The organism is Rhodococcus globerulus NBRC 14531 (genome assembly GCF_001894805.1).
GTDB classification, from domain to species: Bacteria; Actinomycetota; Actinomycetes; order Mycobacteriales; family Mycobacteriaceae; genus Rhodococcus_F; species Rhodococcus_F globerula.
The window spans coordinates 456,677-482,959 of the sequence record NZ_BCWX01000002.1; the positions used below are offsets into that span (position 1 = coordinate 456,677).

The window sequence follows — 26,283 nt, forward strand, 5'->3', positions numbered from 1 at the left end:
GATTAACGTGTCCGATAGTTGCCCGATGGCCCCTGAAGGAAAGTCGCAGGGGGGAAGCGAAAGTGAAAATCCCGCGATCTCGGCTCCGACGCCCACGGCGCATCGCCCGATGACAAACCAGGACTGGTGGCCGAACCAGCCAAACCTTTCGGTGTTGCGTGTTCATTCGCCCAAATCCAACCCTCTGGGTTCGGACTTCGATTACGCGGCGGAGTTCGCGAAACTCGACGTCGACGCTCTCAAGCGCGACGTCATCGACTTGATGACAACGTCGCAGGACTGGTGGCCCGCAGACTACGGTCACTACGGTGGGCTGTTCATTCGGATGAGTTGGCACGCCGCGGGTACCTACCGCATCGCGGACGGCCGCGGCGGTGGAGGTCAAGGCGCACAACGGTTTGCGCCGCTGAACAGTTGGCCGGACAACGCAAGCCTCGACAAGGCTCGCCGCTTGCTGTGGCCCGTCAAACAGAAATATGGCAAGCAGATCTCGTGGGCCGACCTTCTGGTTTTTGCCGGCAACTGCGCCTTGGAGTCGATGGGGTTCAAGACCTTTGGCTTCGGGTTCGGTCGCGAGGACATCTGGGAGCCGGAGGAAATGTACTGGGGCCCGGAGGACTCGTGGCTCGGAGACGAGCGGTACAGCGGCGACCGTGAGCTGTCCGGTCCGCTCGGCGCGGTGCAGATGGGTTTGATCTACGTAAACCCGGAGGGGCCGAACGGGCAGCCCGATCCGGTCGCCGCTGCCCGCGATATCCGCGAAACCTTTGCGCGCATGGCGATGAACGACGTCGAGACGGCGGCGCTGATCGCCGGCGGACACACCTTCGGTAAGACTCACGGGGCCGGCCCCGCCGATCTCGTCGGGCCCGAACCCGAAGGCGCTCCGATCGAACAGCAAGGCTTGGGCTGGAAGAGTTCCTTCGGCACTGGCGTGGGGAAGGATGCGATCACCAGCGGCCTCGAGGTCGTGTGGACGAATACGCCGACGCAGTGGGACAACTCGTTCCTGGAAATTCTCTACGGCTACGAGTGGGAACTGACCAAGAGCCCCGCTGACGCGTGGCAGTGGACGCCCAAGGACGGCGCCGGTGCCGGCACGATCCCGGACCCGTTCGATTCGTCGGTGAAGCGTTCTCCGACCATGCTGACCACCGACCTTTCGCTGCGGCTCGATCCCGCATACGAGAAGATCACGCGCCGTTGGCTCGATCACCCGGACGAATTTGCCGAGGAGTTCGCCAAGGCCTGGTACAAGCTGCTGCACCGCGACATGGGACCTGTCACTCGCTATCTCGGTCCGTGGATTCCGGAACCGCAGCTGTGGCAGGATCCTGTTCCCAACGCCGCTGCCCCGGTGATCGGCGATGCGGATATCGCTGCCCTCAAGAGCAAGGTACTGGAGTCCGGGCTGTCGATCTCGCAGTTGGTGTCTACCGCCTGGGCGTCGGCGGCGAGTTTCCGTGGCACCGATATGCGCGGCGGCGCAAACGGAGCCCGGATTCGCCTCGAGCCGCAGAAGAGTTGGGAGGCAAACAGTCCCGCCGAGTTGTCGACGGTATTGAGTGCACTCGAGCAGATCCAGCAGGACTTCAATTCCCAGTCCGGCGGAGCGAAGGTCTCGCTTGCCGATCTGATTGTTCTGGCGGGAACCGCGGCGGTCGAGAAGGCCGCCAAGGACGCCGGCCACGAAGTCTCTGTCTCGTTCACCCCCGGTCGGGCGGACGCGTCGCAGGAACAGACGGACGTGGAGTCCTTTGCGGTTCTCGAACCCCGGGCAGACGGATTCAGGAACTACCTGCGCGGCGGGGAGAAGATTCCGGCCGAAATCCTGCTTGTCGACCGGGCATACATGTTGACGTTGACCCCACCGGAGATGACGGTGCTGGTCGGCGGCCTTCGCGGGCTGAACGCCAACGTCGGGGGTACCGCCCACGGTGTGCTGACCGATCGGCCGCAGGCGTTGACCAACGACTTCTTCGTCAATCTCCTCGACATGGGCACGGAGTGGAAGCCGTCCACGTCGTCGGAGAACGTCTACGAGGGTCGTGACCGGGCCACCGGTGACGTCAAATACTCTGCCACTGCCGTCGATCTTGTCTTCGGATCGAACTCGGAACTGCGTGCTCTCGCAGAGGTGTACGCAAGTGCGGACGCACAGCAGAAGTTCGTGGAGGACTTCGCGAGCGCGTGGACCAAGGTGATGGAACTCGATCGGTTCGACCTCGGCTGATCGCCGCCCTGCTGAATACGTAAGGCCCACCCGGCAATCAATTGCCGGGTGGGCCTTACGCATTCGGTCAGGGAGTCACATTCGGTCAGGGAGTCACAATCGCAAATGCCGGATCGGGACTGTCGAGTAGCCCGAGGAGTCGCTGTATCGTCGCGGGGTCGCCGGAATGCTCGATACCGTCCAGTCCGCCGCCGGCCAGCAACCCGAGCAACTGGGCTTTGGTCAACGTGAGGGTGAGATCGGCGGTTGCCTTGGTCCGCGGGTTGGGTGTCTGTATCAGCGCGCCATTGGAGAGAGTCATGCGGACTTTTGTGTCGAGATCGGTGAAAATCCACTCGATGCAGAGCTTTTCACCCCCGGCGCGGGGCCCGTTGACGCGGATGGCGAGTGTGTCGAAGAGTTGCTCCACCGTCAGTGCCGCTGCCATTCCGGTGCCGAGATCGATGGGTGGTGGGGTGATTTCGCCGCGCAGTTCCTTCGCCCCGGTGAGGTAGAAACCGCGCCAGGTCGGATTTTCGGCGCCGTAGCCGAGCGTGGTGTAGAGATCTGCGAGAGCGTTTTTCGCTTCCGTGTTGTCTGGTTCGGCAAATACAGCGTGCTTGAGCAGTTCGGCCGCGAACCGCGTGTCACCGGCATCGATGTAGCCGCGCGCCTTGTCGAGCACTGCCGGTACGCCACCGATCACGTCGACGTATCGGGCCGCCAACTGCTCCGGCGGGTGCTGCCAGAGTGAGCTGGGATGACCGTCGAACCAGCCCATGTATCGCTGGTAGATCGCTTTGACGTTGTGACTGACCGATCCGTAGTAACCGCGCACGTGCCAGGCGTCGTCGAGCGACTCGGGAAGCGTGATCGCCTCGGCGATTTCGCTGCCGGTCAGTCCGATGTTGACCATCCGCAACGTCTGATCGTGCAAGTACGCGTACATGTCCCGCTGCTCTGTCAGGAACTGCACGATATTCTCGGATCCCCATGTGGGCCAATGGTGTGACGCGAATACGACGTCGGAATCCGGCGCGAACAATTCGACAGCCTCGTCGAGGTAATGGGACCAGATGCGTGGGTCACGTACCAGCGCGCCCCGAAGTGTGAGGATGTTGTGCAGGTTGTGCGTGGCGTTTTCGGCGACGCACAATGCGCGGCTGCCCGGAAAGTGGAAGTTCATCTCCGACGGCGCTTCGGTGCCCGGCGTGATCTGGAAGACGATCCGCACTCCGTCGACGGTTTCCTCCTGCCCGGTACGGGTGATGTCGACAGTTGGGGGGATCAGACCCACCGATCCACCGGATGTCTGAATGCCGAGTCCGAGACTGGCTTGGCCCTCTGGTCCGACGTCCAATGTGTAGCCATATTGGTAGTTCGCGCGACGGTTCATTGCCGTTCCCGCATAGACGTTTTCCGATACCGCGTGTTCGAGAAATCCTTCGGGCGCGATGATCGGCACGTCGCCGGCGCCGTCCGGCAGAACTCCCATCACGCCGCCGAAATGGTCTGCGTGTGAATGGGTATAGATCAAGCCGGTGACCGGACGGTCACCGCGGTGCTCGCGGTAGAGCGCAAGACCTGCGGCAGCGCACTCGGCGGAGATCATCGGGTCGATCACGATGACGCCGGTATCGCCCTCGACGATCGTCATATTGGAAATATCGAACCCGCGGATCTGATAGATCCCGTCGGTGACCTCGAAGAGTCCGTTCTTGACGCAGAGCTGCGCCTGGCGAAACAGGCTCGGATGAACTGTTTCCGGGCACGGTTCGTCGAGATAGCTGTAGCCGGACAGATCGAAAACAATCCGTCCGTCGGCGTTCTTGATGGTAAGCGGTTCGAGCGTGGCGATGAAGCCCCGCTCGGCGTTGTCGAAATCCGTGCGGTCGGAGTAATCCAGCGCCATATCGATGCAGCTCCCTCGAAGAGTCGATGATCACGTCCTCACATGGTCGAATTCCGCACGGCTCTGCGCATCATCCGCGGCGGGTGAATCGAGTGGCACCGAACGCGACCGAACGCCTCGTGCCGACTCGCCGTCGCAGGCAGATCAGCCGGAGGTCTCACTTTTGTGCGGCAATAGTTTTCGAGTTCGCGCGCACGCGGGCCTTGTCGCCGCTGGGGCCGAACAGGTGCAGGATCTCGACAACCTGGTCATCTGCCGGGCCGAACCAATGGGGCTCCGCGGTGTCGAACTCCGCGACTTCTCCTGGCCGGAGGACAACCTCGTGCTCGCCGAGAATCAGGCGTAGGTCGCCGGCGAGAACGTATAGCCACTCGTATCCGGCATGTGTGACGAGTTTCGGCGGGCGAGGCCCGATTACCTGCTTGAAGACCTGAACCCGGCCCGGGTAGCGCGTCAACGGCACTACAGCGCTCCCGTTTCGGCGGCGACTCGGTGTGAGGTGAACTCTGGGGTCCCCGGTGGCGGGCGCCCCAACCAGTTGGTCCAGTGCCACACGGTGGGCTCGGGCAAGAGGCACAAGCAAATCGAGGGTAGGGCGACGCTTGCCCGACTCGAGTCGTGACAGTGCGCTGACGGAGATACCGGTGGCGTCGGACAGAGCTTCGAGGGTCATGTCGCGATCGCGACGAAGTGCCCGCAATCTCGGTCCGATATCGCTGAGCATCTTCTCCAGTTCGGTATCCATGTGCTCATCTTTGCAGTTTCCGCAAATTTCCTACCGAGTTTGCAGGCTCGGTTGCGACGATCCTTTCGACAGGCGACCACGGCACAGCATCAGCACAAAGGGAGTCCAACCATGAAACCTTCGAGCGGAATCGACAGACCGCAGGCGATCGGAATGCATGCCCGACGGCGGTGGGGCGTCCTGGCAATCTGCTGCACGAGTTTGTTCGTGGTCGGATTGGACACGACCATCGTCAATGTCGCGCTGCCGACGATCGGGGCAAGTTTCCACGTCGGCATCCCTGGTCTCGAATGGGTCGTCAACGCATACACACTCGTTCTGGCGAGCTTACTGATCTCGTCCGGAGCCCTGGCCGACAGGTTCGGCCGTAGACGCGTTTTCCAGATCGGACTCGTCGTGTTCGGAGTCGCGTCGATAGCGTGCGCACTTGCGCCGTCGGTAGGCGTGCTGATCGCCGCGAGAATTGCACAGGGCGTTGGCGGTTCGATGTTGAGTCCGGTCGCGCTCGCAATCGTGGTCAACGTGATGACCGACCCGAAGGAGCGAGCCAAGGCGATCGGCGTGTGGGCCGCGGTCTTCGGTCTGAGTATGGCCGTCGGGCCGATCGTCGGTGGAGTGCTCATCGAGAGCTTCGGTTGGCGCTCCGTGTTCTGGGTCAACGTCCCGGTGATCGTGATTGTCCTTTTGTTGACTGCTGTATTCGTGCCGGAATCGCGCGCTCCGCAGGCGAGAAGGCTCGACCTGCCGGGACAAATACTGTTGGTCGCTGTTGTGGGCGGTGCGGTGGGGCTGCTCATCGAGGGCCCACGAATCGGATGGACGTCACCCGGTGCTGTGGTCGGTTACATCGCAGTCGCGCTCGCTCTGGCTTCGTTCATTGCTGTCGAATCGAGGAAAGCTGAACCACTCGTCGACCCTGCACTGTTTCGGCACAGACCGTTTTCCGCGGCGGTTCTCGGCGCAGTTGTGGTGTTCGTGGCATTGAACGCGACGCTGCTGCTCGGCACGCTCTACCTGCAACAAGCGTGTGGCATGACCCCGGCCACCGCGGGCGTCGTCATTCTCCCGATGGCTGTTGCAGCAACCGTGTGCGCACCGTTGTCGGGGATTCTGGTCGGACGCGTCGGGCCGCGGTTACCGCTGCTGATCGCCGGCGGCTTCACCGCGTTGGGTGGCCTGTGTCTCGTATCGCTCGACAACAACACCGGTCTTCCGACTGTGCTTGTCGCCTACCTGTTTCTCGGTATCGGGTTCGGTTTCTCGAATGCCCCCATCACCAACACTGCTGTCAGCGGACTGCCTCAATCGCAAGCTGGACTCGCTGGTGGAATCACATCCAGTGCAAGACAGTTCGGCGCTGCTCTCGGCGTCGCACTGGCCGGTGGCTTTGTCGCGAACACTGTCGATTCGGACGTCGCGCAGGCGTCACACGCGGGGTGGATGCTCGTTGTCGCGTGCGGGTTGGTGGTTCTTGTCATCGCGTGTGCATCGGCTCAGCCGACATTGGCTCAGTCAGCATCGGTTCACCCAGCACGGGTGATTCCAACTACCCCGCCCGCCCGATAGAGATGGGGGTGTAACCGATCGTCGTAACCGAACGGGGAGTGCCATGTGCCAGACACCCAAGGACGCAACACCGGCCACTGTGACGGTGAATCGCGAAGCAGTCGAGCGATATGCGATGGAGGACCGGCAAGACTTCGTGGACGCGGATCGTGGCTTGATCGCTCCGCTACCGGGCAATGTGCTCGGCGACGACGGGCATGTGGTCTTCGATCCCGAGGCGATGGAATACATCGGTGACGACGTTCCCGCGCCGGACACCGTCAACCCCAGTCTGTGGCGCCAGAGTCAGGTAATCCGCAGAGGTGGGCTCTACCAGGTGACGGATCGCCTCTATCAGGTGCGAAACAACGACCTGGCCAACCTGACGGTCGTAGAAGGTGACGAAGGTCTGATCGTCATCGACTGCATGGCGGGTGTGGAATCGGCCCGTCAAGGCATGAAGATGATTCGCGAGCACGTCAGCGACAAGCCGGTTGCGGCAATTATCTACACGCATACGCACATCGACCACTACGGCGGCGTCAAGGGAATCGTCGATGTCGACGACGTTGCGTCGGGGAAGGTGCCGATCATCGCGCCGGGCACGATTGCCTCGTTCGACAAGTTTGCAATCGGTGAAAATGTTGTTGCCGGCAATGCGATGGCCAGGCGGTCGTTCTATGCCTTCGGTGGATTACTCGACCTCGGTCCGAAGGGTGCAGTGTCCTGCGGAATCGGTGTGCTCAGCACCAAAGGGCCTCGGATCTCGTATATTTCCCCCACCGACGGCATCACCGAAACCGGAACGAAACGCGAAATTGCGGGTCTGGAGTTCGAATTCCTTTATGCGCCGGACACCGAGGCTCCGGAGGAAATGCATATCTGGATCCCCGAACTCGCGGCCTTGACCTGTGCGGAGAACGCCAATCATTCGCTCCATAACATCCAGACCCTGCGGGGTGCGCGTACTCGCGACGCCCGCAACTTCGCTCGGTATCTGGACGAGACTCTCGAACGGTGGGGAGACGACGCGGCTGTTCATTACGGTCCGCACACGTGGCCGGTGTGGGGCAACGAGAACCTGGTTACCTTCATCGAATCCCAAAGAGACACATACAAATACATTCACGACCAGGCGCTGCGTCTGGCTAACAAGGGATACACACCACTCGAAGCTGCCGAGGTCATCGAGCTACCGGACGAACTCGGCCGCAAGTGGTACAACCGCGGATATCACGGAACACTGCACCACGACGTTCGCGCCGTGTACACCAAGGAACTCGGAATGTGGGACGGCGATCCGGTGTCGCTCCATCCGCATCCACCGGTGGAGTCGTCCAGACGGTTTGTCGATCTTCTTGGTGCACAGAAGATTCTGGACGAGGGCAAGCGAGCCTTCGATGCGGGGGACTACCGCTGGGCAGCTGAGATCCTGCACAAGTTGGTGTTCGCGCAACCAGAGAACATCGAGGCGAAGAACCTCCAGGCCGACGTCTACGAACAGATGGGGTATCAAGCCGAAGGGCCGCAGTGGCGCGGGATTTACCTGACAGCTGCCCTGGAATTACGTGAGGGCTCGCAACCCCCGCCATACATCACGGCTAGTGAGGACAGTGTCCTCGCGATGCCCATCGACATCCTGTTCGACTTCGTCGCAGTACATCTCATCGGCGACAAGGCAGCTGACGTCGATCTCCGTATCGATTTCGTGTTCACCGACCACGACGACGAGACATGGACGACGTGGGTGAAGCGCGGCGTTCTCAATGCGAGGCGGGGTGCGGCGTCGAACACGCAGCTGACGGTCTCGGGGCCGAAACCTGCGCTGATCGGCGCACTTCTGCAACCAGGTGCAGCGCCCGAGTTGGCCAGGGCCGGGAAAATCTCGCTCGACGGCGACGATTCGGCTTTGAAGACGCTCGGAGGGTTATTGGATACCTTCGATCCCACCTTCAATATCGTCACGCCGTAACCCAGAGACGAAGGGAGAGTTTCTCGATGTGTACGCGATTGGTTTACCTAGGACCGAACGACACCGTGATCACTGCCCGGTCGATGGACTGGAAGCTCGATCTCGGTACCAATCTGTGGGCATTTCCCCGTGGCATGGAGCGTGAAGGCTGCGCCGGGGCGAATTCGATAACGTGGACGTCGTTGTACGGCAGTGTTGTGGCTTCCGCTTACGACATGTGCACGACGGATGGGGTGAATGACGCCGGACTGTCCGCAAATCTGTTGTGGCTCGTTGAATCCGAGTATCCGGAATACGACGGATCAACGCCTGGCTTGTCGATTGCTGCGTGGGCGCAGTACGTGTTGGACCGGTGTGGGAGCGTCGCGGAAGCCGTCGAGGTGCTGGCAGCGGAGCCCTTCACCATCGTGACTGCGGCCGTTCCGGGAGAAGACCGCCTGGCAACACTGCACATGTCGCTCTCGGACGCCAGCGGTGACAGTGCCATCATCGAGTACATCGGTGGCCGACAGACAATTCACCACAGTCGTGAGCATCAGGTGATGACAAATTCTCCGAACTTCGACAAACAACTCGCCGTCAACGAGTACTGGAAGCAGATCAACGGAACCGTCATGTTGCCCGGTACCAATCGAGCTGCGGATCGTTTTGCCCGTGCCTCGTTCTACGTCGACGCAGTCCCGAAGACCGACGATCCGAGGGCAGCATTGGCCGCGACCTTCAGTGTCATTCGGAACGTGTCAGTGCCCCTGGGTATTTCGACTCCCGACGAGCCGAACATCTCATCGACACGGTGGCGCACCGTTGTCGATCACAAACGCGGACTGTACTTCTTCGAATCGGCTATGACGCCGAACACTTTCTGGGTGGATGTGTCGTCGATCGATCTGAGTGAGGGGTCAACCGTCCGGAAGCTCGAACTCGGGCCGGACGAGAGCACAGTCTACTCGGGTGATTCCACTGATCAGTTCAAACCCGCTGAACCGTTCACATTTGCCGGGTTGTAGGGGTGGGCGATGCTGCGGTGACGGAACAGCTACCGACCGCTCGCCACTGTTGCCCTGGCCGCGTGGGGGGCTTTCGGTTTGGCATCCTCCCATGGGAGAAGTGCTTTTGACCTCCAGACCTGTCACCCGTTCAGGGCGGCGCAGGGCGAACAGCGGGCCGTCGATGCCCAGCTAGTTTCAGCGTTTTGCCGGGGTGAAGTCTCCGGGACGCCAGCTGCCGTCGAATGCTGCGGCTTCGGGTCCGTAGATACGGATGTATGCGAACCATCCGCGACCTGGAACCGTTTCCAGCCAGTTGTCCGCCGCGTCGTCTGGTTGGGTCGGACCGAAGTGCAGCGTGATCTCATTGCCAGAGGTCAGAGCCGATGACAGTTCGAACAACGATCTGAGCGCTCCCTTGTTGCCGTCCGTCTGCACTTGCGAACGTGTTTGCGCGTCGTAGATGGTGACGGACCAGAAGAGCTTGCCAGGGACCGGCAGCGGGATAGTGAGTGTGTAGGCGTTGGCGCCGTCCAGGTATGTTCCGGTGTTGTCGCGTGTGGCGAGCCAATACAGCGATCCACTGCCCTCCACGCGCCGGAACATCGCCGGCGACGCGACGATGGCCTGCGCGAACCACCGCTCACGGGCTTCGAGATCGAGACCTGCGGGTGTCTCGAAGTCCGCGTTGTCGGGAACCAATCCCACCCATTCCCACTGCCGATCGGTCCAGGCGGCCTGGTCAGGGCGTGTTCCGGCGAATGCCGTCACCAACATTTGATCACGGCCGATTCGGGCGGCCTTCGTGAGTGCTGCGGCGTCGCGGTCTGTCGGTGCGAACGGGGTTCCTTTCCCGATTCCGAGTCCGTCGAGCAGTCCGTGCATTGGCCGGAACTCCTCGACAAGCGGTTCTTCCTCGAGGATGCCGTGCAGGACTCGCCAGAATTCGAGGTTGTCCTCCCACCGCAGACAGGTGCTGTCGACGGTCTTGGTGCTGGTGTCGATCACATCGAGTAGTTTGTCGGTGCCGAGGCGGTAGATCTTCACTCGGAGGAGTGCGTCCTTGGCTGCATCGAGATCGCCCCCTACCGGGAGGGCTCGTACTGCCACCAGCACTTTGAAGGAATTCGACCGACTGACGTCATGATCTGCCGGTACTTCTCCGGTGTGATCGGGGGGAAGTATGGCGTATTTTCCTCCAGCGCCCTGGTCGGGCCCGGGGATACCCATATCGGTGATCCACCTGTGGTGATGATCGTCGACGAGACCGATGTACGCTCCGGGCGGTAATTCGATGACCATCGGTCCCTCAGTGAGGTCCAAAGCCGCTGCCCCGTAGGGGGTATCGGAGTTAAGTGTGAATCCGACCTGTCGAGGGGTTGTCGCTGCAATTCCCATCGCCTTGTTGTCGTCGAAACCTAGTTCGCGGTTGCCGTTGAAAATCCCCTCAATGGACACTGTCGGGTACCAAAACCGGTAGGCGACGAGTGCGCGCTCCAGATAGGCGTCCTCGTGGGCTTTCTTCGCGGTCGCAGCGGTCGGGTAGCCCCCGGAGAATTCATAGGGTGTCTCAGATGTCGGATGTGTTTGGTCCATGCCACAGATCATCAACGGTCAGTATCGACGACGGCATCACCCGCGTCGGATGATCTCCGGAGCTCTGGCAAGCATTGCGTCCGACGCAGTGGCAGATCGATTTGCGGGGTAGTCGCGTGAGGGGCGCGCGACTCTATTCGGAGCCGCTACCCGATTCTGTTGTCACACGGAGAGTTACAGAAGTGGCGACGGCTGGGACCTCTGAAAGCTCGGCCGGAGCGCACCGATGGAATGTCGACGACTTACTTGGCGGCGCTCTTGCGAGGCCGACCGCGTCGAACTGCCTTAGTCGGAGGCGTGGACTTTGCGGCCGGCTCAGCCGGGGGATCGTCGCGCCAGTGAATCTCGATTTCGATTTCGACTTCGTTGCCGTCCACCTCGATCTCGAGTTCCCACCGAACCTGTTCAGGGACAGCGATTTCAATCGAGTCGCCGCCCGATCCCAGTTCCACTTCCGAGCCGCTGGCGAGAGCTTGCCCGAGCGCGATCAGTCGCTCGGCGACTTCCGCTCGCGAGAGTGCGGACTTACTTTTGATCTCCAATTTGGGCACGATCACTCCTGACCTCGGCGGATTCATTGTTCACGGTAATTGGACCATCGAAAGATTGTGGGAGTTTCGCGCGACCGCTGATTACCGCGCTCCTGTGTGAGTTGTCATTTTCAGTCCGCTGCTCGCCGACCTGGGGATTGGATCGCGTACCGTTGCCTTTCATGGAACTGACTCGAGTAGCGGTGGGCAAGGGGTCGTGCACCGTTCGGATCGACGGACCGGTCAGTAAGCACGCGGTCCTCCTTCTTCCGGGCAAGGGCGACCCTGTCGACGTATACGACAAAGTGTGTGAACGCCTCCACAATTCGGATTTGCGCACGGTTGCGGTCGAATCGATCGAGAATCTCGACGAGAAGACGGCAGTAGTTCTGCTGGACGAGTTGAACATCGCCTGGGTGAACCTGGTGGGACACCGGGAAGGGGCAGACCTCGCGTGGCTGTTGGCGGCGCGCCAGTTCGGCCGCTTCGCGAGCTTGATTTCGGTGGATCGTGGCCATCCGTCGGCGGCCGACATCGCCGGAGTTCCGCCGGTGGAGGTGCCGACAACCATCGTGGTCGGCAGTGCTGGGCGGGCGATCGCCGACGCCAGTGGACGGTTTGTGTACTCCGATTTCCGGGTGGCCGAAGTGCCTGACGTCGATGACATCGTGAAGTCCGCGCCCGCTGAACTCGCTACGGAGATCGTGTTGCGCACCAGCCCCTGGTAGACCCGAGAACCACCAAGGCGGGCATCCCCGAGGGGGTGCCCGCCTTGCGCGTTCCAGATGTCGAGCGTTTTAGATATGGAGCGTTTTAGATATCGAGTCCGAGCAACGCGTTCTCGACGACCTCGGCCAGGGCCGGGTGGATCCAGTACTGCCCACGGGCCATGTCCTGAGCGGACAACCCGAAACTCATGGCCTGGATGAGTGGCTGGATAACGGTCGGCGCGTGGGTTCCCATGACGTGAGCGCCCAGGAGACGGCCGGTGCCGCGTTCCGCGATGACCTTGCAGAGACCTTCCTGATCTTCCATCGCCCAGCCGTAGGCGACGTCGCCGTACGCCTGGACCTTGACGGTGATGTCGAGTCCGGCGTCGCGCGCCTGCTTCTCCGTCATTCCGACATCGGCGATTTGCGGATCGGTGAACACTGCGGCCGGGACAAACCGGTGATCGGTGGCGCGCAGCCCGGAAGTGTCGTTCCACGCGTCCTGGAGCAGGTTGTGCTGAACAACACGCGCCTCGTGGTTGGCCACGTGCTTGAGCTGATAGGGGGAGGAGACGTCGCCGAGTGCAAAGACGCCCTCCGCGGTGGTGCGCTGGTACTCGTCGACGACGATGGAGCCGTTGTTGTCGAGTTCGATGCCGGCCTTGTCGAGGTCCAGGAGATCTCCGTTGGGCTTGCGGCCCACTGCAACCAGCAGAACGTCGCCGGAAACGACTGTGCCATTTGCCAGTTCGACGGCGATGTTCTCACCGTCCGCGCGGACCGACTGCATCGGTGATCCGAGGTGCACGTCCCACTTCTTGACGGCGAGTTCGGTGAAACGCTCCGAGATCTCGTCGTCGAGATGACGCAGGAGGCGCCCACTGCGGCCGATGATCGACACGCGAGAACCCAAGGCGGAGAACACATGTGCAAACTCGGTGGCAATGAAGCCCGAGCCGACGATGACGAGGTGCTCGGGGAGTTCCGGCAAGCGCATGATGTCTTCGTTGGTGTAGTACTTCACACCAGAGCCGGCGATCTCCTCGGGAATGATCGGGCGTGAACCGGCCGCGATCACAACCTGGTCGGCAGTGATGGTCTCACCCGTGCCGGTGTTGATGGTCTTCGGTCCGGTGAAGGTGGCGTGGCCGCGATAGACGGTGGTGTTCGGGCTGTCCTCGCTGCGGTAACGTTCGCCGCCCGCGGAGATGGGATCGATCCGGCCGAAGACGCGCTTGACGATGTCGGACCAGCGGACGCCGTCCAGGGTGGCGTCGACGCCGAATTTCTCGGCATGCGACACCGTGTTCGCGACCTCTGCCGCGTAGACGAACATCTTGGTCGGTATGCAACCGACGTTGAGGCAGGTGCCGCCGAAGGTGCCTTCCTCGAGGATGGCGATTTTCTTGCCGTCGAATCGCTCGTCGGGCAACGAATTCCCCGAGCCGCTTCCGATGATGGCAAGGTCGTAATGCGTCACTGCGCGTTCTCCTGTGTGGTGGTGTCTGCGTCGGCGGTCAGGTGGCGCTCTAGCCACTCCAGCCACTGATCGAGTTCGGAAAAGGCTGTGGCCAACGGCTTCTGAGTCGAGAGGAAGACGTCGTGGCGCGCGCCGTCGATGGGAACGATGGTAGTCCGATCACCGAGGCAACCTGCCCACCGTGCGATCTGCCTCACATCCAGGACGGAATCTGCCAGGTCGACGCCGGGGTGGTACGCCCTGGCGAACTCCGATTTCTTCGAGCGCAGGATCAGTGCCGGCACACCGATGTCCAGGCCGCGGTGCAGTTGCGCGTGTCCGCTGCGCACGGCACGCATCCACCCGAACGTGACCGGGCAGCCTTCGAGCGGCTTCCAGTCGAGGTTGTAGTCCCACTCGCCGTTGGCGGAGACGTGGAGGCTCGAACCGTACGTCGGCAAGCCGGTGCCGGGGATGACAGTCTTCGCGGACACCCGTCCCAGTGCGTCGATGGCGGCGGTGCCGACGCTGCGCACCATCGCCGGACCTTGCAGGTCGAACCACGGGCTGTTGAGCACAAGACCCGCGATGCCGTGTCCTGAGCTGCCGCCCGGCTTGCGCTGGAGTCGGTCCAGCCACAGCGGAACGATGAGCCCACCGGTCGAATGCGCCATCAGGAGCAGTTCGCTGCCGTCGGTTTCGGAGTTCACGATGCGCAGGGCCTCGTTGAGTTCGGCGTCGTACAGTGCGAGATCCGACACATAGTGAGCGGTGTGGCCCGGTTTCAGTGAACGCCCGCACTTGCGCAGATCCAGTGCAAAGAAGGCGTAGCCCTGCTCGGCAAAGTGCTCCGCCAGATGTTTCTGGAAGAAGTAATCGGTGAACCCGTGTACGTACAGAACTGCACGGTTCGCCCGAACTGCCTCGCCAGGCGGCTGATAGCGGACGAGTGTCGCGTCGACCTCACCCTCACCGTCCGGATCGGTTCCGAGAGGAATGGTCAGCTGCTGATATCCGTCTCCGAGGACGTCTGGAACCCATGTAGTCACAGATCACAATCTAATCGTCGTTTCCCGGCGGCGTTGTAGAGCACAATTGGGGGTGGTAAACGGCGCACTTACGCCCAGGTAACCTATTCGGCGTAACACAGCAGGCGGATGCGCGCACGGCTAATGACAAGGAAGTCGATTCTCCAGTGTCGAATCAGAACGCGGTAGAGACGAAGACGGATGTAGTGCTCGTAGGTGCGGGCATCATGAGTGCCACGCTTGGCGCATTGTTGCGCCAGCTGCAGCCGGACTGGTCGATCTCGACCTTCGAGAGGCTCGACGCCGTCGCAGCCGAGAGCAGCGACCCGTGGAACAACGCGGGAACCGGTCACTCCGCGCTCTGTGAGCTCAACTACACCCCCGAGAACTCGGACGGTACGGTCGACATCAAGAAGGCCGTCAACGTCAACGAGCAGTTCCAGGTGTCCCGGCAGTTCTGGGCACACGCTGTCGAGCAGGGCGTGTTGACGCAGCCCAAGGAATTCATCAACCCCATCGCGCATGTGAGCTTCGTTCACGGCGAGGCAAACGCCAAGTACCTGCGTGCCCGCTACGACGCACTTGCCGGCCACCCGCTCTTCCGTGGCATGGAGTACATCGACGATCCGGCCGAGTTCACCAAGCGCCTGCCGCTGATGGCAAAGGGCCGCGACTTCTCGGATCCCATCGCCCTCAACTGGAGCCAGGACGGCACCGACGTCGACTTCGGAGCGCTCACCAAGCAGCTCGTCGGCTACATCGGCAAGACCGGCGGCAACATGTACTTCGGTCACGAGGTCACCAACCTCACCCAGAACTCCGACAAGACGTGGACTGTCAAGGTCACCAACCGTCGCACCGGTGAAAAGCGCGTCGTGCGTTCACGATTCGTGTTCGTCGGAGCCGGTGGCGGCGCTCTGCACCTGCTGCAGAAGTCGGGCATCAAGGAAGCCAAGGGCTTCGGCGGCTTCCCCGTCAGCGGCGCGTTCCTGCGGTGCACCAACCCTGAGCTGATCGACCAGCACAGTGCCAAGGTCTACGGCAAAGCTGCCGTCGGCGCACCGCCCATGTCGGTTCCGCACCTCGACACGCGTGTCATCGGCAACAAGCCAGGCCTGCTGTTCGGACCGTACGCCGGCTGGTCACCCAAGTTCCTCAAGCAGGGTCGCGTCACGGACCTGCCCGGTTCGGTCAAGCCCAACAACATCCTCTCGATGCTCGGCGTCGGCGTCAGCGAACTCGGTCTGGTCAAGTACCTGGTCAGTGAGCTCACCAAGAGCGAAACCGGACGTATCTGGGACCTGCGTGAATTTGCGCCCAAGGCCGAGACCAAGGACTGGGAGCTCATCACCGCAGGCCAGCGCGTTCAGGTGATTCGCCGGGCCAAGGGCAAGGGCGGCGTCCTCGAATTCGGTACCGCCGTGGTGGCTGCCGAAGACGGAAGCATCGCCGGACTGCTCGGTGCGTCACCCGGAGCGTCGACGGCTGTTCCCGCGATGCTCGACGTGCTCGAGCGCTGCTTCCCGACCGAATTCCAGGGCTGGAAGGGCAAGCTGCGCGAGATGGTTCCGTCCATCGGCGTCAAGCTCACCGACAACGAAGGACTTTTCAACCAGGTCTGGGATTGGTCCTCGAAGGTGCTCGAGCTCGATTCCTCGGCGTCAACCGATTCTCTTCCGGTCGCGGAGACCGCTGCAACTGTGTGATAGTCGCAACCATGACGGCAACAGCAGCATTGAAGCGTTCATGGGCACTCGACCTCGACAACAAGACGTTCTACGAGTTGTTGAAGCTTCGGGTAGAAGTATTTGTCGTTGAGCAGGCCTGCCCGTACCCCGAGTTGGACGGGCGGGACCTGCTGACGGAAACCCGCCATTTCTGGCTGGAGCAGGACGGCGAAGTGGTGTGCACTCTCCGGCTCCTCGAAGAGCACGACGACGGCACGAAGAGCTTCCGTATCGGTCGACTCTGCACATCACGTGAAGCACGCGGACAGGGCCATACGACGCGATTGCTGCAAGCTGCGCTGGCCGAAGTGGGCGAAGCGCCGTGCCGCATCAACGCTCAGACCTATCTGGTCGACATGTACAGCAAGCACGGCTTCAAAGCTGACGGCGAAGAGTTTGTCGAGGACGGTATTCCACACACCCCGATGCGCCGCGGTGGCGGCGAGGCGTTTGTGCTTGCCAGCTGAAACGCAGTCATACACCCGACCCAGTCGGCTCACGCAATTGTGGGCCGACTAGGGTTTTTTCGATACCGAATGCTCGCGGGGAAGTCCTGTTCGATTCAGGTGCGGTCCCGCCACTGTAAAGATCTCACGAGATCCCAGCCAGATTGCCGCGACGTTCGGATGAAGCCAAGTTCTCGGCGAGGAAACCGAGAGGTGGAGGGATGTCGACGTGCGTGTAGAAGACGATCAGGCAGCGGTGGCGGGTTTCCCGTTCAGCGCGGTAGTAGGCCAGGACCAACTGCGATTGGCGTTGATCCTGTGCGCCGTACACCCCGGAATCGGTGGCGTGCTGGTTCGTGGTGAAAAGGGCACGGCAAAATCCACCGTCGTTCGAGCCTTGACGGCTTTGCTACCGGCTGTCGACGACGCCGGTGTGAGCCGTCCGGCCAGGCTGGTCGAACTGCCAGTCGGGGCGACGGAGGACCGCGTGATCGGCTCGATCGATCTCGAGAAGGTATTGCGCGACGGTGAGCGCGCCTTCCAGCCCGGACTCCTGGCCGCAGCGCATCAGGGGGTTCTGTACGTCGACGAGGTGAATCTCCTGCACGATCACCTCGTGGACGTTCTTCTCGACGCGGCCGCAATGGGCCGAGTGCATGTCGAGCGGGACGGAATTTCGCACTCGCACGCCGCGAAGTTCGTTCTCGTCGGAACAATGAATCCCGAAGAGGGAGAACTGCGTCCACAGCTGCTGGATCGTTTTGGCCTGGCGGTCGACGTGTCGGCGTCTCGCGACGTGGATGTGCGGATGGAGGTAGTGCGTCGACGCCTCGACTACGAGCGCGATCCACAGGCGTTTGCCCGCAGGTATGCGCCGGCCGATCAGGAACTCGCCGCCGAAATCCTTTCTGCGCGTGACAAACTGGATGGCGTGGAGCTGAGCAACCGCGAACTTCGGCGCATCGCGTCGCTGTGCGCTTCTTTCGACGTGGACGGTATGCGCGCCGATCTTGTTCTCGCCCGTACTGCCACCGCTCATGCTGCGTGGCGTGGCGGCAGCGAGGTCACCGAGGAAGACGTACGAGTCGCAGCGGAACTGACACTGCCGCATCGCCGCCGACGCGATCCCTTCGACGAGCCGGGCCTCGATCAGCAGCAACTCGACGACGCGATGGATCGTGCAGACGATGATGTTCGGGCCGGCGAGCCTGAACCACCCGAGAATCCTGAAGGCGGCAAACCTGACGGCGGGGAATCCGACGGCGGTGAACCCGATGACGGGGGCCCTGATGATGACGGCCCCGACGATGATGGGCCGCAAGACGATCCGGACGGTCCGGGCGGCGGAGTGCGCGCCACCGATCGGCCGTCTGCGCCGCCGAGCAGCGCGTTCAAGGCCAAACTTCTCGAAGTTCCCGGTGTCGGTGAGGGTGCGCCCGGTCGGCGTTCACGATCCACGTCGACGCGCGGACGCGTCGTGCGGTCCACCACCGACCGCGGGCACGGTCTGCACCTGACGAGCACGGTGTTTGCCGCTGCGGAATCGCAGATTGCGCGGGGCCGGACGGTGGGCCGACTGCGGTTGGCGCCGGCCGACCTGCGCGGCGCGATTCGTGAAGGGCGCGAAGGCAATCTGATCGTGTTCGTGGTGGACGCGTCGGGGTCGATGGCGGCGCGCGACCGGCTCTCCGCTGTGACCGGCGCCGTTGTCTCGCTACTCCGCGACGCATACCAGCGCCGTGACAAGGTTGCCGTCATCACGGTCCGGGGCCGCGAAGCCGAACTGGTTCTGCCGCCGACGTCGTCCGTGGACATCGCTGTTCGCCGGTTGCAGTCAATGCGAACAGGTGGCAAATCACCACTCGCAGAAGGCTTCTTGCGTGCCCGTGAGGTGATTCTGCGTGAGCGGCTCAGGGATCCGCAGCGCCGCGCGCTCATGGTTGCGCTGACAGACGGGCGTGCTACCGGCGGCAAGGACGCGCTGCACCGCGCTCGCGTGGCCGCGCACTTACTGGCCGATGCATCGGTCGCTTCGATCGTCGTGGACTGCGAAACCGGGCTCGTCCGTTTGGGGTTGGCCGCCGAATTGGCCCGAGAACTACGAGGTGGATGCGTCCGCCTTGCCGAATTGTCAGCTCAGCAGGTCGCGGGTGTCGTCCGCGCCGCCGCCTAACGTTTTCATTTCAGGAGATCACCATGCCTAAAGGCGTACCCGACACTGTCCCCGACGACGGATTGACCACACGTCAGCGTCGTAACGCACCGGTGCTTGCCGTCCACACCGGACCGGGAAAGGGCAAGTCCACCGCAGCATTCGGGATGGCGCTGCGTGCCTGGAACCAGGGATTCGACATCGGCGTCTTCCAGTTCGTGAAGAGCGCAAAGTGGAAAGTCGGCGAGGAAGCCGCCTTCCGCGCACTCGGAAACCTGCACGACGAGAGTGGCGTCGGCGGTCCGGTACAGTGGCACAAGATGGGTGAGGGCTGGTCGTGGACTCGTAAAGCGGGTAGCGAGGAAGACCATGCGGCAGCAGCTGCGGAGGGATGGCAGGAGATCGCCCGTCGCCTCGCCGACGAAACGCACCGCTTCTACGTCCTCGACGAGTTCACCTATCCGCTCAAGTGGGGCTGGGTCGACGTCGACGAGGTTGTGCAGACCCTGCGTGATCGGCCGGGAAATCAGCATGTGGTGATCACCGGCCGTGACGCGCCGCAGGCGTTGATCGACGCAGCCGACCTGGTGACCGAGATGACCAAGATCAAGCACCCGATGGACGCCGGCCGAAAGGGCCAGCGAGGCATCGAATGGTGAGTTCGTCCACTCCCGCCGTTGTCATCGCCGCACCCGCATCGGGTAGCGGAAAGACCACGGTGGCAACGGGATTGATCGGTGCACTCCGGCGATCCGGCAGCAGTGTTGCACCGTTCAAGGTGGGTCCGGATTACATCGACCCGGGCTATCACGGACTTGCGGCGGGAAGGCCAGGACGCAATCTCGACACAGTGCTCGTCGGCGAAGAACGCATCGCTCCGCTCTATCAGCACGGCACCGCCGACTGCGATATCGCGGTGGTCGAAGGCGTCATGGGCCTCTTCGACGGCAAGATCGACGAAGCCAATGCGCAGGCATCCGCAGAAGGGTCGACGGCGCAGGTGGCCGCGGTTCTGGGTGCACCGGTTGTTCTGGTCATCGACGCTCGCGGCCACAGCCAGAGCCTGGCCGCCGTGTTGCACGGCTTTGCCACCTACGACGCTAGTGTGCGGATCGGCGGCGTCATCCTCAACCGCGTCGGCAGCGCCCGGCACGAGCAGGTTCTGCGCCACGCGTGCGACAAAGTGGGGATACCGGTACTCGGGGTTGTTCCGCGCCTGGCCGAACTGGAAGTGCCGTCGCGCCACCTGGGGTTGATTCCGGCTGCCGAGCACGGCACCGCGGCAGTCGCCGCGGTGGACGCGATGTCGGAGTTGATCGCAACTCACGTCGATCTCGGCGCGGTGCGCGCATTGGCCGCATCGAATGTTGTTGCACCTGTGTGGGATCCAGTACAGGAAGTGGGGGAGCATCGCAGCTCGCGGCCCGTGGTGGCAATGGCGGGCGGGCCTGCCTTCACCTTCGGGTACGCCGAACATCGTGAACTTCTCACTGCCGCAGGCGCGGACGTGCAGGTCTTCGATCCGCTGCGCGACGAATTGCCCTCCGGTACTGCCGCGTTGGTCCTTCCCGGCGGATTTCCGGAGGAGCATGCCGTTGACCTCGCGTCGAATACTGTTCTGCTGGCGCAGGTTCGAGAATTGGCCGACGGCGGTGGGCCGATCCACGCCGAGTGCGCGGGACTGCTCTACCTCGCCCGCAGCCTCGACGGTCATGCCATGGCCGGAGTTGTCGGCGTCGACGCCGTTTTCGGTAAACGACTCACACTCGGTTATCGGGAGGCGGTGGCGTTGACGGACTCAAGTCTCTTTGCGGCGGGTTCGCGCGTCGCCGGGCACGAATTTCACCGAACGTCTCTCGTCAGCGCCGACGCCGACGGGTGCGCAACCGCGTGGGGTTGGCGACCGTGGGACGGCGGCGCAGTGCGCGAGGGATTTGTTCGCGGCGGAGTTCACGCGTCGTATCTCCACACACACCCGGCGGGTCAGCCCGAGTCGATCGCCACCTTTGTCGAGGCCGCGCGTGGCTGAGGTCTATGTCGGACTCGGGTTCACTACATCTGCCTCTGCTGTCGAGATCGTCGACGCTGTGCGAGGGATACTGCCGCAGGGCGCGACGCTCGTTGGTCTTGCCACCGCCGCGGTCAAAGCCTCCGCCCCGGCTCTGGTCGACGCCGCGCAGATCCTGTCAGTCGATGTCACGGCGTTCACGTCGGAAGAACTTGCAGCCGTGAACGTTCCGTCACCGTCAACGCGCGTAGAGCAGGCTGTCGGTACTGCGAGCGTTGCCGAGGCGGCAGCGATCCTGGCTACCGGTCACGGACAGTTGACAGTAGGTAAGACCTCGACCGGTGCGGTGACAGTAGCCGTGGCCAGTAAAGTTCCCCCAGCGAGCGCAGGTTTTCCCGCGAGCACAGCTTTTCCAGCGAGCACAAAGATCGACGATGAAATGGAGTGCGAGTGAGCGAGCCCACCGCAGACGAGACCAACTACCTGGTCGGACTCAACCTGACCGATCGACGCGTTGTCGTATTCGGCGGCGGGACGGTCGCTCAGCGCCGCCTCGGCCTGCTGGTCGCGTCGGGCGCAGCAGTTCACGTCATCAGCCGCGAGGTCACGCCGGCAGTCGAGGGTATGGCAACGGCGGGGCAGATCACACTCGAGTTGCGTCCGTACCAGGAAGGTGACCTCGAGGGCGCCTGGTACGCAATCGCGTCGACGGACGAACCGGAGACCAATGCGGCAATCGTCGCGGAGGCCGAGCGTCATCGAGTCTTCTGCGTGCGCGCCGACAATGCAAGGCACGGCACCGCCGTCACACCCGCAAGTGCCGAGTACGACGGTATGAGCATCGGCGTCCTGGCCGGCGGCGATCATCGTCGTTCGGCGGCCGTCCGTACCGCCGTGGTCGAAGGTCTGCAGTCCGGTGTCCTCGCGGATACGGCCGAACCGGCGGCGCCTGGCGTTGCACTGGTCGGCGGTGGGCCAGGTGACCCGGATCTGATCACGGTGCGCGGTCGACGGTTGCTGGCCCGCGCCGACGTTGTTGTTGCCGACCGCCTGGCGCCGCCGGAGTTGCTGGCTGAGCTCGGTCCTGATGTCGAGGTCATCGACGCCGCGAAGATTCCGTACGGCCGGGCCATGGCGCAGGAAGCCATCAACGCGGCGCTGATCGACAACGCGAAGGCCGGAAAGTTCGTCGTGCGGCTCAAGGGCGGCGACCCCTACGTCTTCGGTCGTGGCTACGAAGAACTCGAAGCGTGTGCCGCAGCCGGTGTACCGGTGACCGTAGTGCCCGGAATCACGAGCGCGATTTCGGTACCGTCGGCAGCCGGCATTCCCGTCACGCATCGCGGTGTCACGCACGAGTTTGTCGTCGTGAGTGGGCACGTTGCTCCGAATCATCCGGATTCGCTGGTCGACTGGTCGGCTTTGGCGAAGCTGCGCGGCACGATCGTGCTGCTCATGGCCGTCGAACGCATTGATCAGTTCGCGGCTGCACTCATCGAGGGTGGGCGTGCCGCGAGCACTCCGGTCACGGTGATCCAGGAGGGCACACTGCGTACGCAGCGTGAGGTGCGGGCCGATCTGGCGACCGTTGCTCAGCGCGTCAAGGACGAAGAGATCAAGCCCCCGGCCATCATCGTGATCGGACCGGTGGCGGGCTTTTCCGTCAACGCTGGGTAACGTGAAGTCTTGTGTCTGATTCCCCAAAATCTGAAACCGCTCAATCCGCGGCCCCAGCGGTCAATGCGCCGGTAGCGACCCGAGTCATCGGACTCGCCATCATCGTCCTGAGCGGTTTGCAGATGATGGTGGTGCTCGACGGCACCGTCGCCAACCTTGCGCTTGCGCCGCTTCAGGCTGATCTCGGCCTCAGCGACAGCGGCCGAAATTGGGTGCTGACGTCGTATGCCCTGGCGTTCGGCGGGCTGATGTTGCTCGGTGGGCGACTCGGTGACGCGTACGGCCGCAAGAAAATGTTCATCGCGGGCGTTGCGCTGTTCACCGTGGCGTCGTTGCTGTGTGGTTTGGCGTTGAACGAGGGCATGCTGATCGCGGCGCGGGCACTGCAAGGTGTTGGCGCGGCCGTTGCATCGCCGACGGCTTTTGCTCTGGTTGCCACTACATTCGCCGCAGGTCCGGCTCGTAATCAGGCCATCGCGATTTTTGCCGCCATGACCGGTGTCGGTTCGATCGCCGGTCTGATCATCGGCGGCGCGTTGACCGAGGTGTCATGGCGACTGATCTTCCTCATCAACGTCCCCATCGGAATCGTGCTCGTGGGGATGGCATTCCGGGCTCTGCGCGAAACAACGCAGACTCGGCTTGCCCTGGATGTTCCCGGCGCAATTCTGGCCACGCTCGGCTGCACCGGCATCGTCTTCGCATTGACCGAGGGACCGGAAATGGGCTGGGGGAGCGTCGCTGTTATCGGTGCGCTGGTCGCCGGACTGATCGCTCTCGGAGCATTCCTCTTCGTCGAACGCACCGCCAAGAATCCGTTGCTCCCGTTCTCGTTGTTCGCGGACCGGAACCGCGTTGCGACCTTCCTGGCGATCTTCTTCGTCGGTGGCGCGATGTTCAGTATGACCGCGTTTGTTGCGCTCTTCGTGCAGGACATCATGGAGTACTCGCCGCTGCGCGCAGGTTTGGCGTTCATTCCGTTTGCCATCGGACTAGGTGCCGCAGCAACGGTCGCGTCGAAGTTGGCGGTGCGTGTACAACCTCGCTGGCTCGTGCTGACCGGTGTGCTGATCATGATCGTCGGACTTCTCTACGGCTCCACCCTCGACTCCAGTTCCACCTACCTTGCCAACCTTTTTGTCCCCGTCATCGGCATCGGATTCGGTATCGGACTGGCGATGGTGCCGCTGCCCCTGTGCGCGATCGCCGGTGTCCCCGAGACGGAGATCGGCCCGTTGACCGCCATTTCCCAGGTTGCGCAGACGCTTGGCGGCCCACTCGCGCTGTCGGTCATCGGCGCGATGGCAACGTCGAAAACTCTCTCGCTCGGCGGTATTTCGGGCAAGGCTGCCGACATGAATCCGGCCCAGCTGATTGCCCTCGGAGAGGGGTACACCTTTGCGCTTGTCGGCTGCGCGATCTGCGCGGTACTTGCCGGCATTGCGGCCGCGTGCATCAGATTCACCCCGGCCCAGGTAGCTCAGGCGCAGGCTGCGGAGAAGGCAGCTCAGGGAATTAGCTGATCAGCCCTGTTTTTGTGCGTCGCAACTGGATACGATCGTTGCAAGAGGGCCGAGATTCTCGAAGGATCGGAGTGCCGTGATGCGGATCGCGGATATCTTGCGCAACAAGGGCAACAGCATTGTCACCATCGACGCTCACACCACCGTCAACGCGTTGCTGTGCGATCTTGCCCGCCACAACATCGGCGCCATGGTCGTCCTCGACGGCGACGCTGTTGTCGGAATCATCTCCGAGCGCGATGTCGTGCGGCGTTTGCACGAGCGGGGTCCGGAATTGCTGGCCACCGAAGTGTCCGAGGTGATGACAGCGTTGATGTACACGTGCGTGCCTGCTGATTCCGTGGACAGCATTGCCGCGATCATGACCGATCGCCGAATCCGCCATCTGCCCGTCATCGAAGACGGCGAACTGCTCGGAATCGTCAGCATCGGTGACGTGGTCAAGAGCCGGATCGACGAGTTGCAGAGCGAGCGCGATCACCTCGAGTCGTACATCGACCAGGGCTGATCGATGGGCTGTCTCACGGTGGCTACTCTCGTGTGATGGCTGCAATCCAGGATTCCACAGCAGGCACGGACACTACCGTTGCCGGCCTCGAGAGCACGTTCGCTGACGAGCTTGGCGCTTTGACAGTTCCGTGGCAAGGTACTGCCGCACCTGACCCGCAGTTGCTCGTCGTGAACGAGCGGCTGGCTGCGTCGTTGCGCTTGGACGTAGAAGCGCTGCGAAGTGTGGACGGGGTTGGCGTCCTGTCCGGGTCGACGGTGCCGGTTGGGGCAAAACCGGTGGCGATGGCGTATGCGGGTCATCAGTTCGGTGGATACGCACCGATCCTCGGGGACGGTCGGGCGTTGCTACTCGGTGAACTGTCGACCGGTGACGGTCGGCGAGTGGATCTGCATCTCAAGGGCTCGGGGCGCACGCCGTTCTCTCGGGGCGGTGACGGGTATGCAGTTGTCGGGCCGATGCTGCGCGAATATCTGGTCAGTGAGGCGATGTATGCCCTCGGTGTCCCCACTACACGCGCGTTGTCCGTCGTGGCGACGGGCCGGGACGTTCGCCGCAACGGCGCAGAACCCGGTGCCGTGCTTGCACGGATTGCGTCGAGTCACCTTCGAGTGGGGACCTTCGAGTTCGCGGCCCGACAGGGCGAGGTCTTGCAGTCGCTCGCCGATTACGCGATCGCCCGGCACTATCCGGAGCTGACCGAACTGCCGGCAACGGGTGCACACAATCGGTACCTGAGGTTCCTCGAGGGGGTGGTCGAGGCGCAGGCGTCACTGGTGGCGCGGTGGATGCTCATCGGTTTTGTACACGGAGTGATGAACACCGACAACACGACAATTTCGGGGGAGACCATCGATTACGGTCCGTGCGCCTTCCTCGACGCGTTCGATCCGGCGGCAGTGTTCAGCTCGATCGACAGCGGCGGCCGCTACGCGTTCGGCAATCAGCCCGCCGTCTTGAAGTGGAATCTGGCGCGCTTGGCAGAAACACTGTTGCCGCTGATCGATTCCACACCCGACGATGCGATTTCCGCGGCGTCGGCAGTTCTCGACACCTTCGACGAGCGTTACGAGGGCCACTACGCGGCCGGCATGGCGGCAAAGCTCGGTCTGGCCCACCCGATTGTCGATCGGGCGCTAGTCGACGATCTGCTGACATTGTTGGCGGAACACGGTGCTGATTGGACGGGCAGTTTCCGTGCTCTCGCGGACGAACTGCGCGGAAATTCGGCGCCCCTCGATGACCTCGTGCCACGGGATCACATCGCGCCCTGGTTGCAGCGGTGGCACGACGCCCTGACGGAACAGGGACGCGAGGCCGTGGAGACCGCGAGCGCGATGGATCGCGTCAACCCGCTATACATTCCGCGTAATCATCAGCTCGATGCTGCTCTGTCTGCCGCGACCGACGGGGACCTCGTTCCCTTCGAGAAGCTGCTCGAGGTTGTCACGCATCCGTTCGACCGACGCGACGAGTGGTCCGACTACACCGAGGCGGCCCCGCAGTCTTTCAGTGAAACGTTCCAAACCTTCTGTGGCACTTGATTT

At 62.6% G+C, this 26,283-nt stretch carries 21 protein-coding genes; 15 read left to right on the plus strand and 6 right to left on the minus strand.

The features are described 5' to 3' along the window. Positions 1-25 precede the first annotated feature (25 nt). Entirely contained in the window at positions 26-2,233 is a 2,208-nt protein-coding gene (gene katG / locus RG2_RS10720) for a catalase/peroxidase HPI (RefSeq protein WP_080711756.1), read from the plus strand. A gap of 85 nt (positions 2,234-2,318) precedes the next feature. Here the strand turns inward: katG and RG2_RS10725 are convergent, their stop codons facing one another. Beyond that, a complete protein-coding gene (locus tag RG2_RS10725; RefSeq protein WP_033234938.1) occupies positions 2,319-4,124 on the minus strand; it encodes an alkyl/aryl-sulfatase in 1,806 nt (601 codons plus the stop codon). Positions 4,125-4,281: 157 nt separating this feature from the next. Then, positions 4,282-4,869 carry a helix-turn-helix domain-containing protein gene (locus RG2_RS10730; RefSeq protein WP_033234937.1) on the minus strand — a complete coding sequence of 196 codons (588 nt, stop codon included), beginning with the start codon at positions 4,867-4,869 and terminating at the stop codon, positions 4,282-4,284. Between the two features lie 111 nt (positions 4,870-4,980). Here RG2_RS10730 and RG2_RS10735 point away from each other — a divergent pair, with 111 nt between their 5' ends. Genes RG2_RS10735 through RG2_RS10745 form a run of 3 tightly spaced genes read left to right on the plus strand, consistent with a single transcriptional unit; the run spans position 4,981 to position 9,393 of the window. Further along, positions 4,981-6,435, plus strand: a complete 1,455-nt coding sequence (locus RG2_RS10735) for an MFS transporter (protein WP_080711755.1) — start codon at positions 4,981-4,983, stop codon at positions 6,433-6,435. Positions 6,436-6,478: 43 nt separating this feature from the next. Further along, positions 6,479-8,386 (plus strand): alkyl/aryl-sulfatase, encoded by a 1,908-nt coding sequence (locus RG2_RS10740; RefSeq protein ID WP_033234936.1) that lies wholly within the window; start codon positions 6,479-6,481, stop codon positions 8,384-8,386. A 26-nt stretch (positions 8,387-8,412) separates the two neighbouring features. Further along, positions 8,413-9,393: a linear amide C-N hydrolase gene (locus RG2_RS10745; protein ID WP_033234935.1), complete on the plus strand. Its 981-nt coding sequence runs from the start codon at positions 8,413-8,415 to the stop codon at positions 9,391-9,393. Between the two features lie 177 nt (positions 9,394-9,570). Here RG2_RS10745 and RG2_RS10750 read toward each other — a convergent pair whose 3' ends face one another. Together RG2_RS10750 and RG2_RS10755 are read right to left on the minus strand one after the other, a co-directional pair. Continuing rightward, the gene (locus RG2_RS10750; protein WP_033234934.1) at positions 9,571-10,968 is read right to left on the minus strand and encodes a DUF1254 domain-containing protein; all 1,398 of its coding nucleotides are present in this window, start codon (positions 10,966-10,968) and stop codon (positions 9,571-9,573) included. Between the two features lie 242 nt (positions 10,969-11,210). After that, the gene (locus RG2_RS10755; protein WP_033235026.1) at positions 11,211-11,519 is read right to left on the minus strand and encodes an amphi-Trp domain-containing protein; all 309 of its coding nucleotides are present in this window, start codon (positions 11,517-11,519) and stop codon (positions 11,211-11,213) included. A 161-nt stretch (positions 11,520-11,680) separates the two neighbouring features. On the opposite strand from RG2_RS10755, the gene RG2_RS10760 reads away from it, so the two are divergent. Further along, a complete protein-coding gene (locus tag RG2_RS10760) occupies positions 11,681-12,226 on the plus strand; it encodes an alpha/beta fold hydrolase (protein WP_033234933.1) in 546 nt (181 codons plus the stop codon). A gap of 85 nt (positions 12,227-12,311) precedes the next feature. Here the strand turns inward: RG2_RS10760 and mtr are convergent, their stop codons facing one another. Together mtr and RG2_RS10770 are read right to left on the minus strand one after the other, a co-directional pair. After that, positions 12,312-13,688, minus strand: a complete 1,377-nt coding sequence (gene mtr, locus RG2_RS10765; RefSeq protein WP_033234932.1) for a mycothione reductase — start codon at positions 13,686-13,688, stop codon at positions 12,312-12,314. Beyond that, positions 13,685-14,716 (minus strand): alpha/beta hydrolase, encoded by a 1,032-nt coding sequence (locus tag RG2_RS10770; RefSeq protein WP_033234931.1) that lies wholly within the window; start codon positions 14,714-14,716, stop codon positions 13,685-13,687. Before RG2_RS10770 ends, mtr begins: the two co-directional genes overlap by 4 nt. 146 nt (positions 14,717-14,862) lie before the next feature. On the opposite strand from RG2_RS10770, the gene mqo reads away from it, so the two are divergent. The 10 genes from mqo to RG2_RS10820 all read left to right on the plus strand — a co-directional run bounded on the left by mqo (position 14,863) and on the right by RG2_RS10820 (position 26,280). Further along, on the plus strand, positions 14,863-16,401 hold the full coding sequence (gene mqo, locus RG2_RS10775) for a malate dehydrogenase (quinone) (protein ID WP_072782477.1): 1,539 nt from the start codon (positions 14,863-14,865) through the stop codon (positions 16,399-16,401). Between the two features lie 11 nt (positions 16,402-16,412). Further along, positions 16,413-16,889: a GNAT family N-acetyltransferase gene (locus tag RG2_RS10780; protein ID WP_033235024.1), complete on the plus strand. Its 477-nt coding sequence runs from the start codon at positions 16,413-16,415 to the stop codon at positions 16,887-16,889. A 235-nt stretch (positions 16,890-17,124) separates the two neighbouring features. After that, the gene (locus tag RG2_RS10785) at positions 17,125-19,041 is read left to right on the plus strand and encodes a magnesium chelatase subunit D family protein (protein WP_033235023.1); all 1,917 of its coding nucleotides are present in this window, start codon (positions 17,125-17,127) and stop codon (positions 19,039-19,041) included. A 23-nt stretch (positions 19,042-19,064) separates the two neighbouring features. Continuing rightward, complete coding sequence (cobO, locus tag RG2_RS10790) at positions 19,065-19,679, plus strand: cob(I)yrinic acid a,c-diamide adenosyltransferase (RefSeq protein WP_033234930.1); 615 nt, start codon at positions 19,065-19,067, stop codon at positions 19,677-19,679. Next, a complete protein-coding gene (locus tag RG2_RS10795) occupies positions 19,673-21,049 on the plus strand; it encodes a cobyrinic acid a,c-diamide synthase CobB (RefSeq protein ID WP_033234929.1) in 1,377 nt (458 codons plus the stop codon). The genes cobO and RG2_RS10795 overlap by 7 nt, the downstream gene beginning before the upstream one ends. Continuing rightward, positions 21,042-21,482, plus strand: coding sequence for a cobalamin biosynthesis protein (locus RG2_RS10800; RefSeq protein WP_072782481.1), 441 nt, complete (start codon positions 21,042-21,044; stop codon positions 21,480-21,482). The genes RG2_RS10795 and RG2_RS10800 overlap by 8 nt, the downstream gene beginning before the upstream one ends. Continuing rightward, positions 21,479-22,705, plus strand: a complete 1,227-nt coding sequence (gene cobA, locus RG2_RS10805; protein WP_033234928.1) for a uroporphyrinogen-III C-methyltransferase — start codon at positions 21,479-21,481, stop codon at positions 22,703-22,705. Before RG2_RS10800 ends, cobA begins: the two co-directional genes overlap by 4 nt. Before the next feature lie 11 nt (positions 22,706-22,716). After that, positions 22,717-24,228, plus strand: coding sequence for an MFS transporter (locus tag RG2_RS10810; RefSeq protein WP_033234927.1), 1,512 nt, complete (start codon positions 22,717-22,719; stop codon positions 24,226-24,228). A 79-nt stretch (positions 24,229-24,307) separates the two neighbouring features. Then, positions 24,308-24,736, plus strand: coding sequence for a CBS domain-containing protein (locus RG2_RS10815; RefSeq protein WP_033234926.1), 429 nt, complete (start codon positions 24,308-24,310; stop codon positions 24,734-24,736). A 35-nt stretch (positions 24,737-24,771) separates the two neighbouring features. Next, a complete protein-coding gene (locus RG2_RS10820; RefSeq protein WP_051730555.1) occupies positions 24,772-26,280 on the plus strand; it encodes a protein adenylyltransferase SelO in 1,509 nt (502 codons plus the stop codon). Positions 26,281-26,283: the final 3 nt, after the last annotated feature.

Bases quoted from the DNA above. Each gene is read 5' to 3' on its own strand.
- katG (WP_080711756.1), top strand. From the start codon at position 26: ATGGCCCCTGAAGGAAAGTCGCAGGGGGGAAGCGAAAGTGAAAATCCC.
- RG2_RS10725 (WP_033234938.1), bottom strand. From the start codon at position 4,124: ATGGCGCTGGATTACTCCGACCGCACGGATTTCGACAACGCCGAGCGG.
- RG2_RS10730 (WP_033234937.1), bottom strand. From the start codon at position 4,869: ATGGATACCGAACTGGAGAAGATGCTCAGCGATATCGGACCGAGATTG.
- RG2_RS10735 (WP_080711755.1), top strand. From the start codon at position 4,981: ATGAAACCTTCGAGCGGAATCGACAGACCGCAGGCGATCGGAATGCAT.
- RG2_RS10740 (WP_033234936.1), top strand. From the start codon at position 6,479: ATGTGCCAGACACCCAAGGACGCAACACCGGCCACTGTGACGGTGAAT.
- RG2_RS10745 (WP_033234935.1), top strand. From the start codon at position 8,413: ATGTGTACGCGATTGGTTTACCTAGGACCGAACGACACCGTGATCACT.
- RG2_RS10750 (WP_033234934.1), bottom strand. From the start codon at position 10,968: ATGGACCAAACACATCCGACATCTGAGACACCCTATGAATTCTCCGGG.
- RG2_RS10760 (WP_033234933.1), top strand. From the start codon at position 11,681: ATGGAACTGACTCGAGTAGCGGTGGGCAAGGGGTCGTGCACCGTTCGG.
- RG2_RS10780 (WP_033235024.1), top strand. From the start codon at position 16,413: ATGACGGCAACAGCAGCATTGAAGCGTTCATGGGCACTCGACCTCGAC.
- cobO (WP_033234930.1), top strand. From the start codon at position 19,065: ATGCCTAAAGGCGTACCCGACACTGTCCCCGACGACGGATTGACCACA.
- RG2_RS10795 (WP_033234929.1), top strand. From the start codon at position 19,673: ATGGTGAGTTCGTCCACTCCCGCCGTTGTCATCGCCGCACCCGCATCG.
- RG2_RS10815 (WP_033234926.1), top strand. From the start codon at position 24,308: ATGCGGATCGCGGATATCTTGCGCAACAAGGGCAACAGCATTGTCACC.
- RG2_RS10820 (WP_051730555.1), top strand. From the start codon at position 24,772: ATGGCTGCAATCCAGGATTCCACAGCAGGCACGGACACTACCGTTGCC.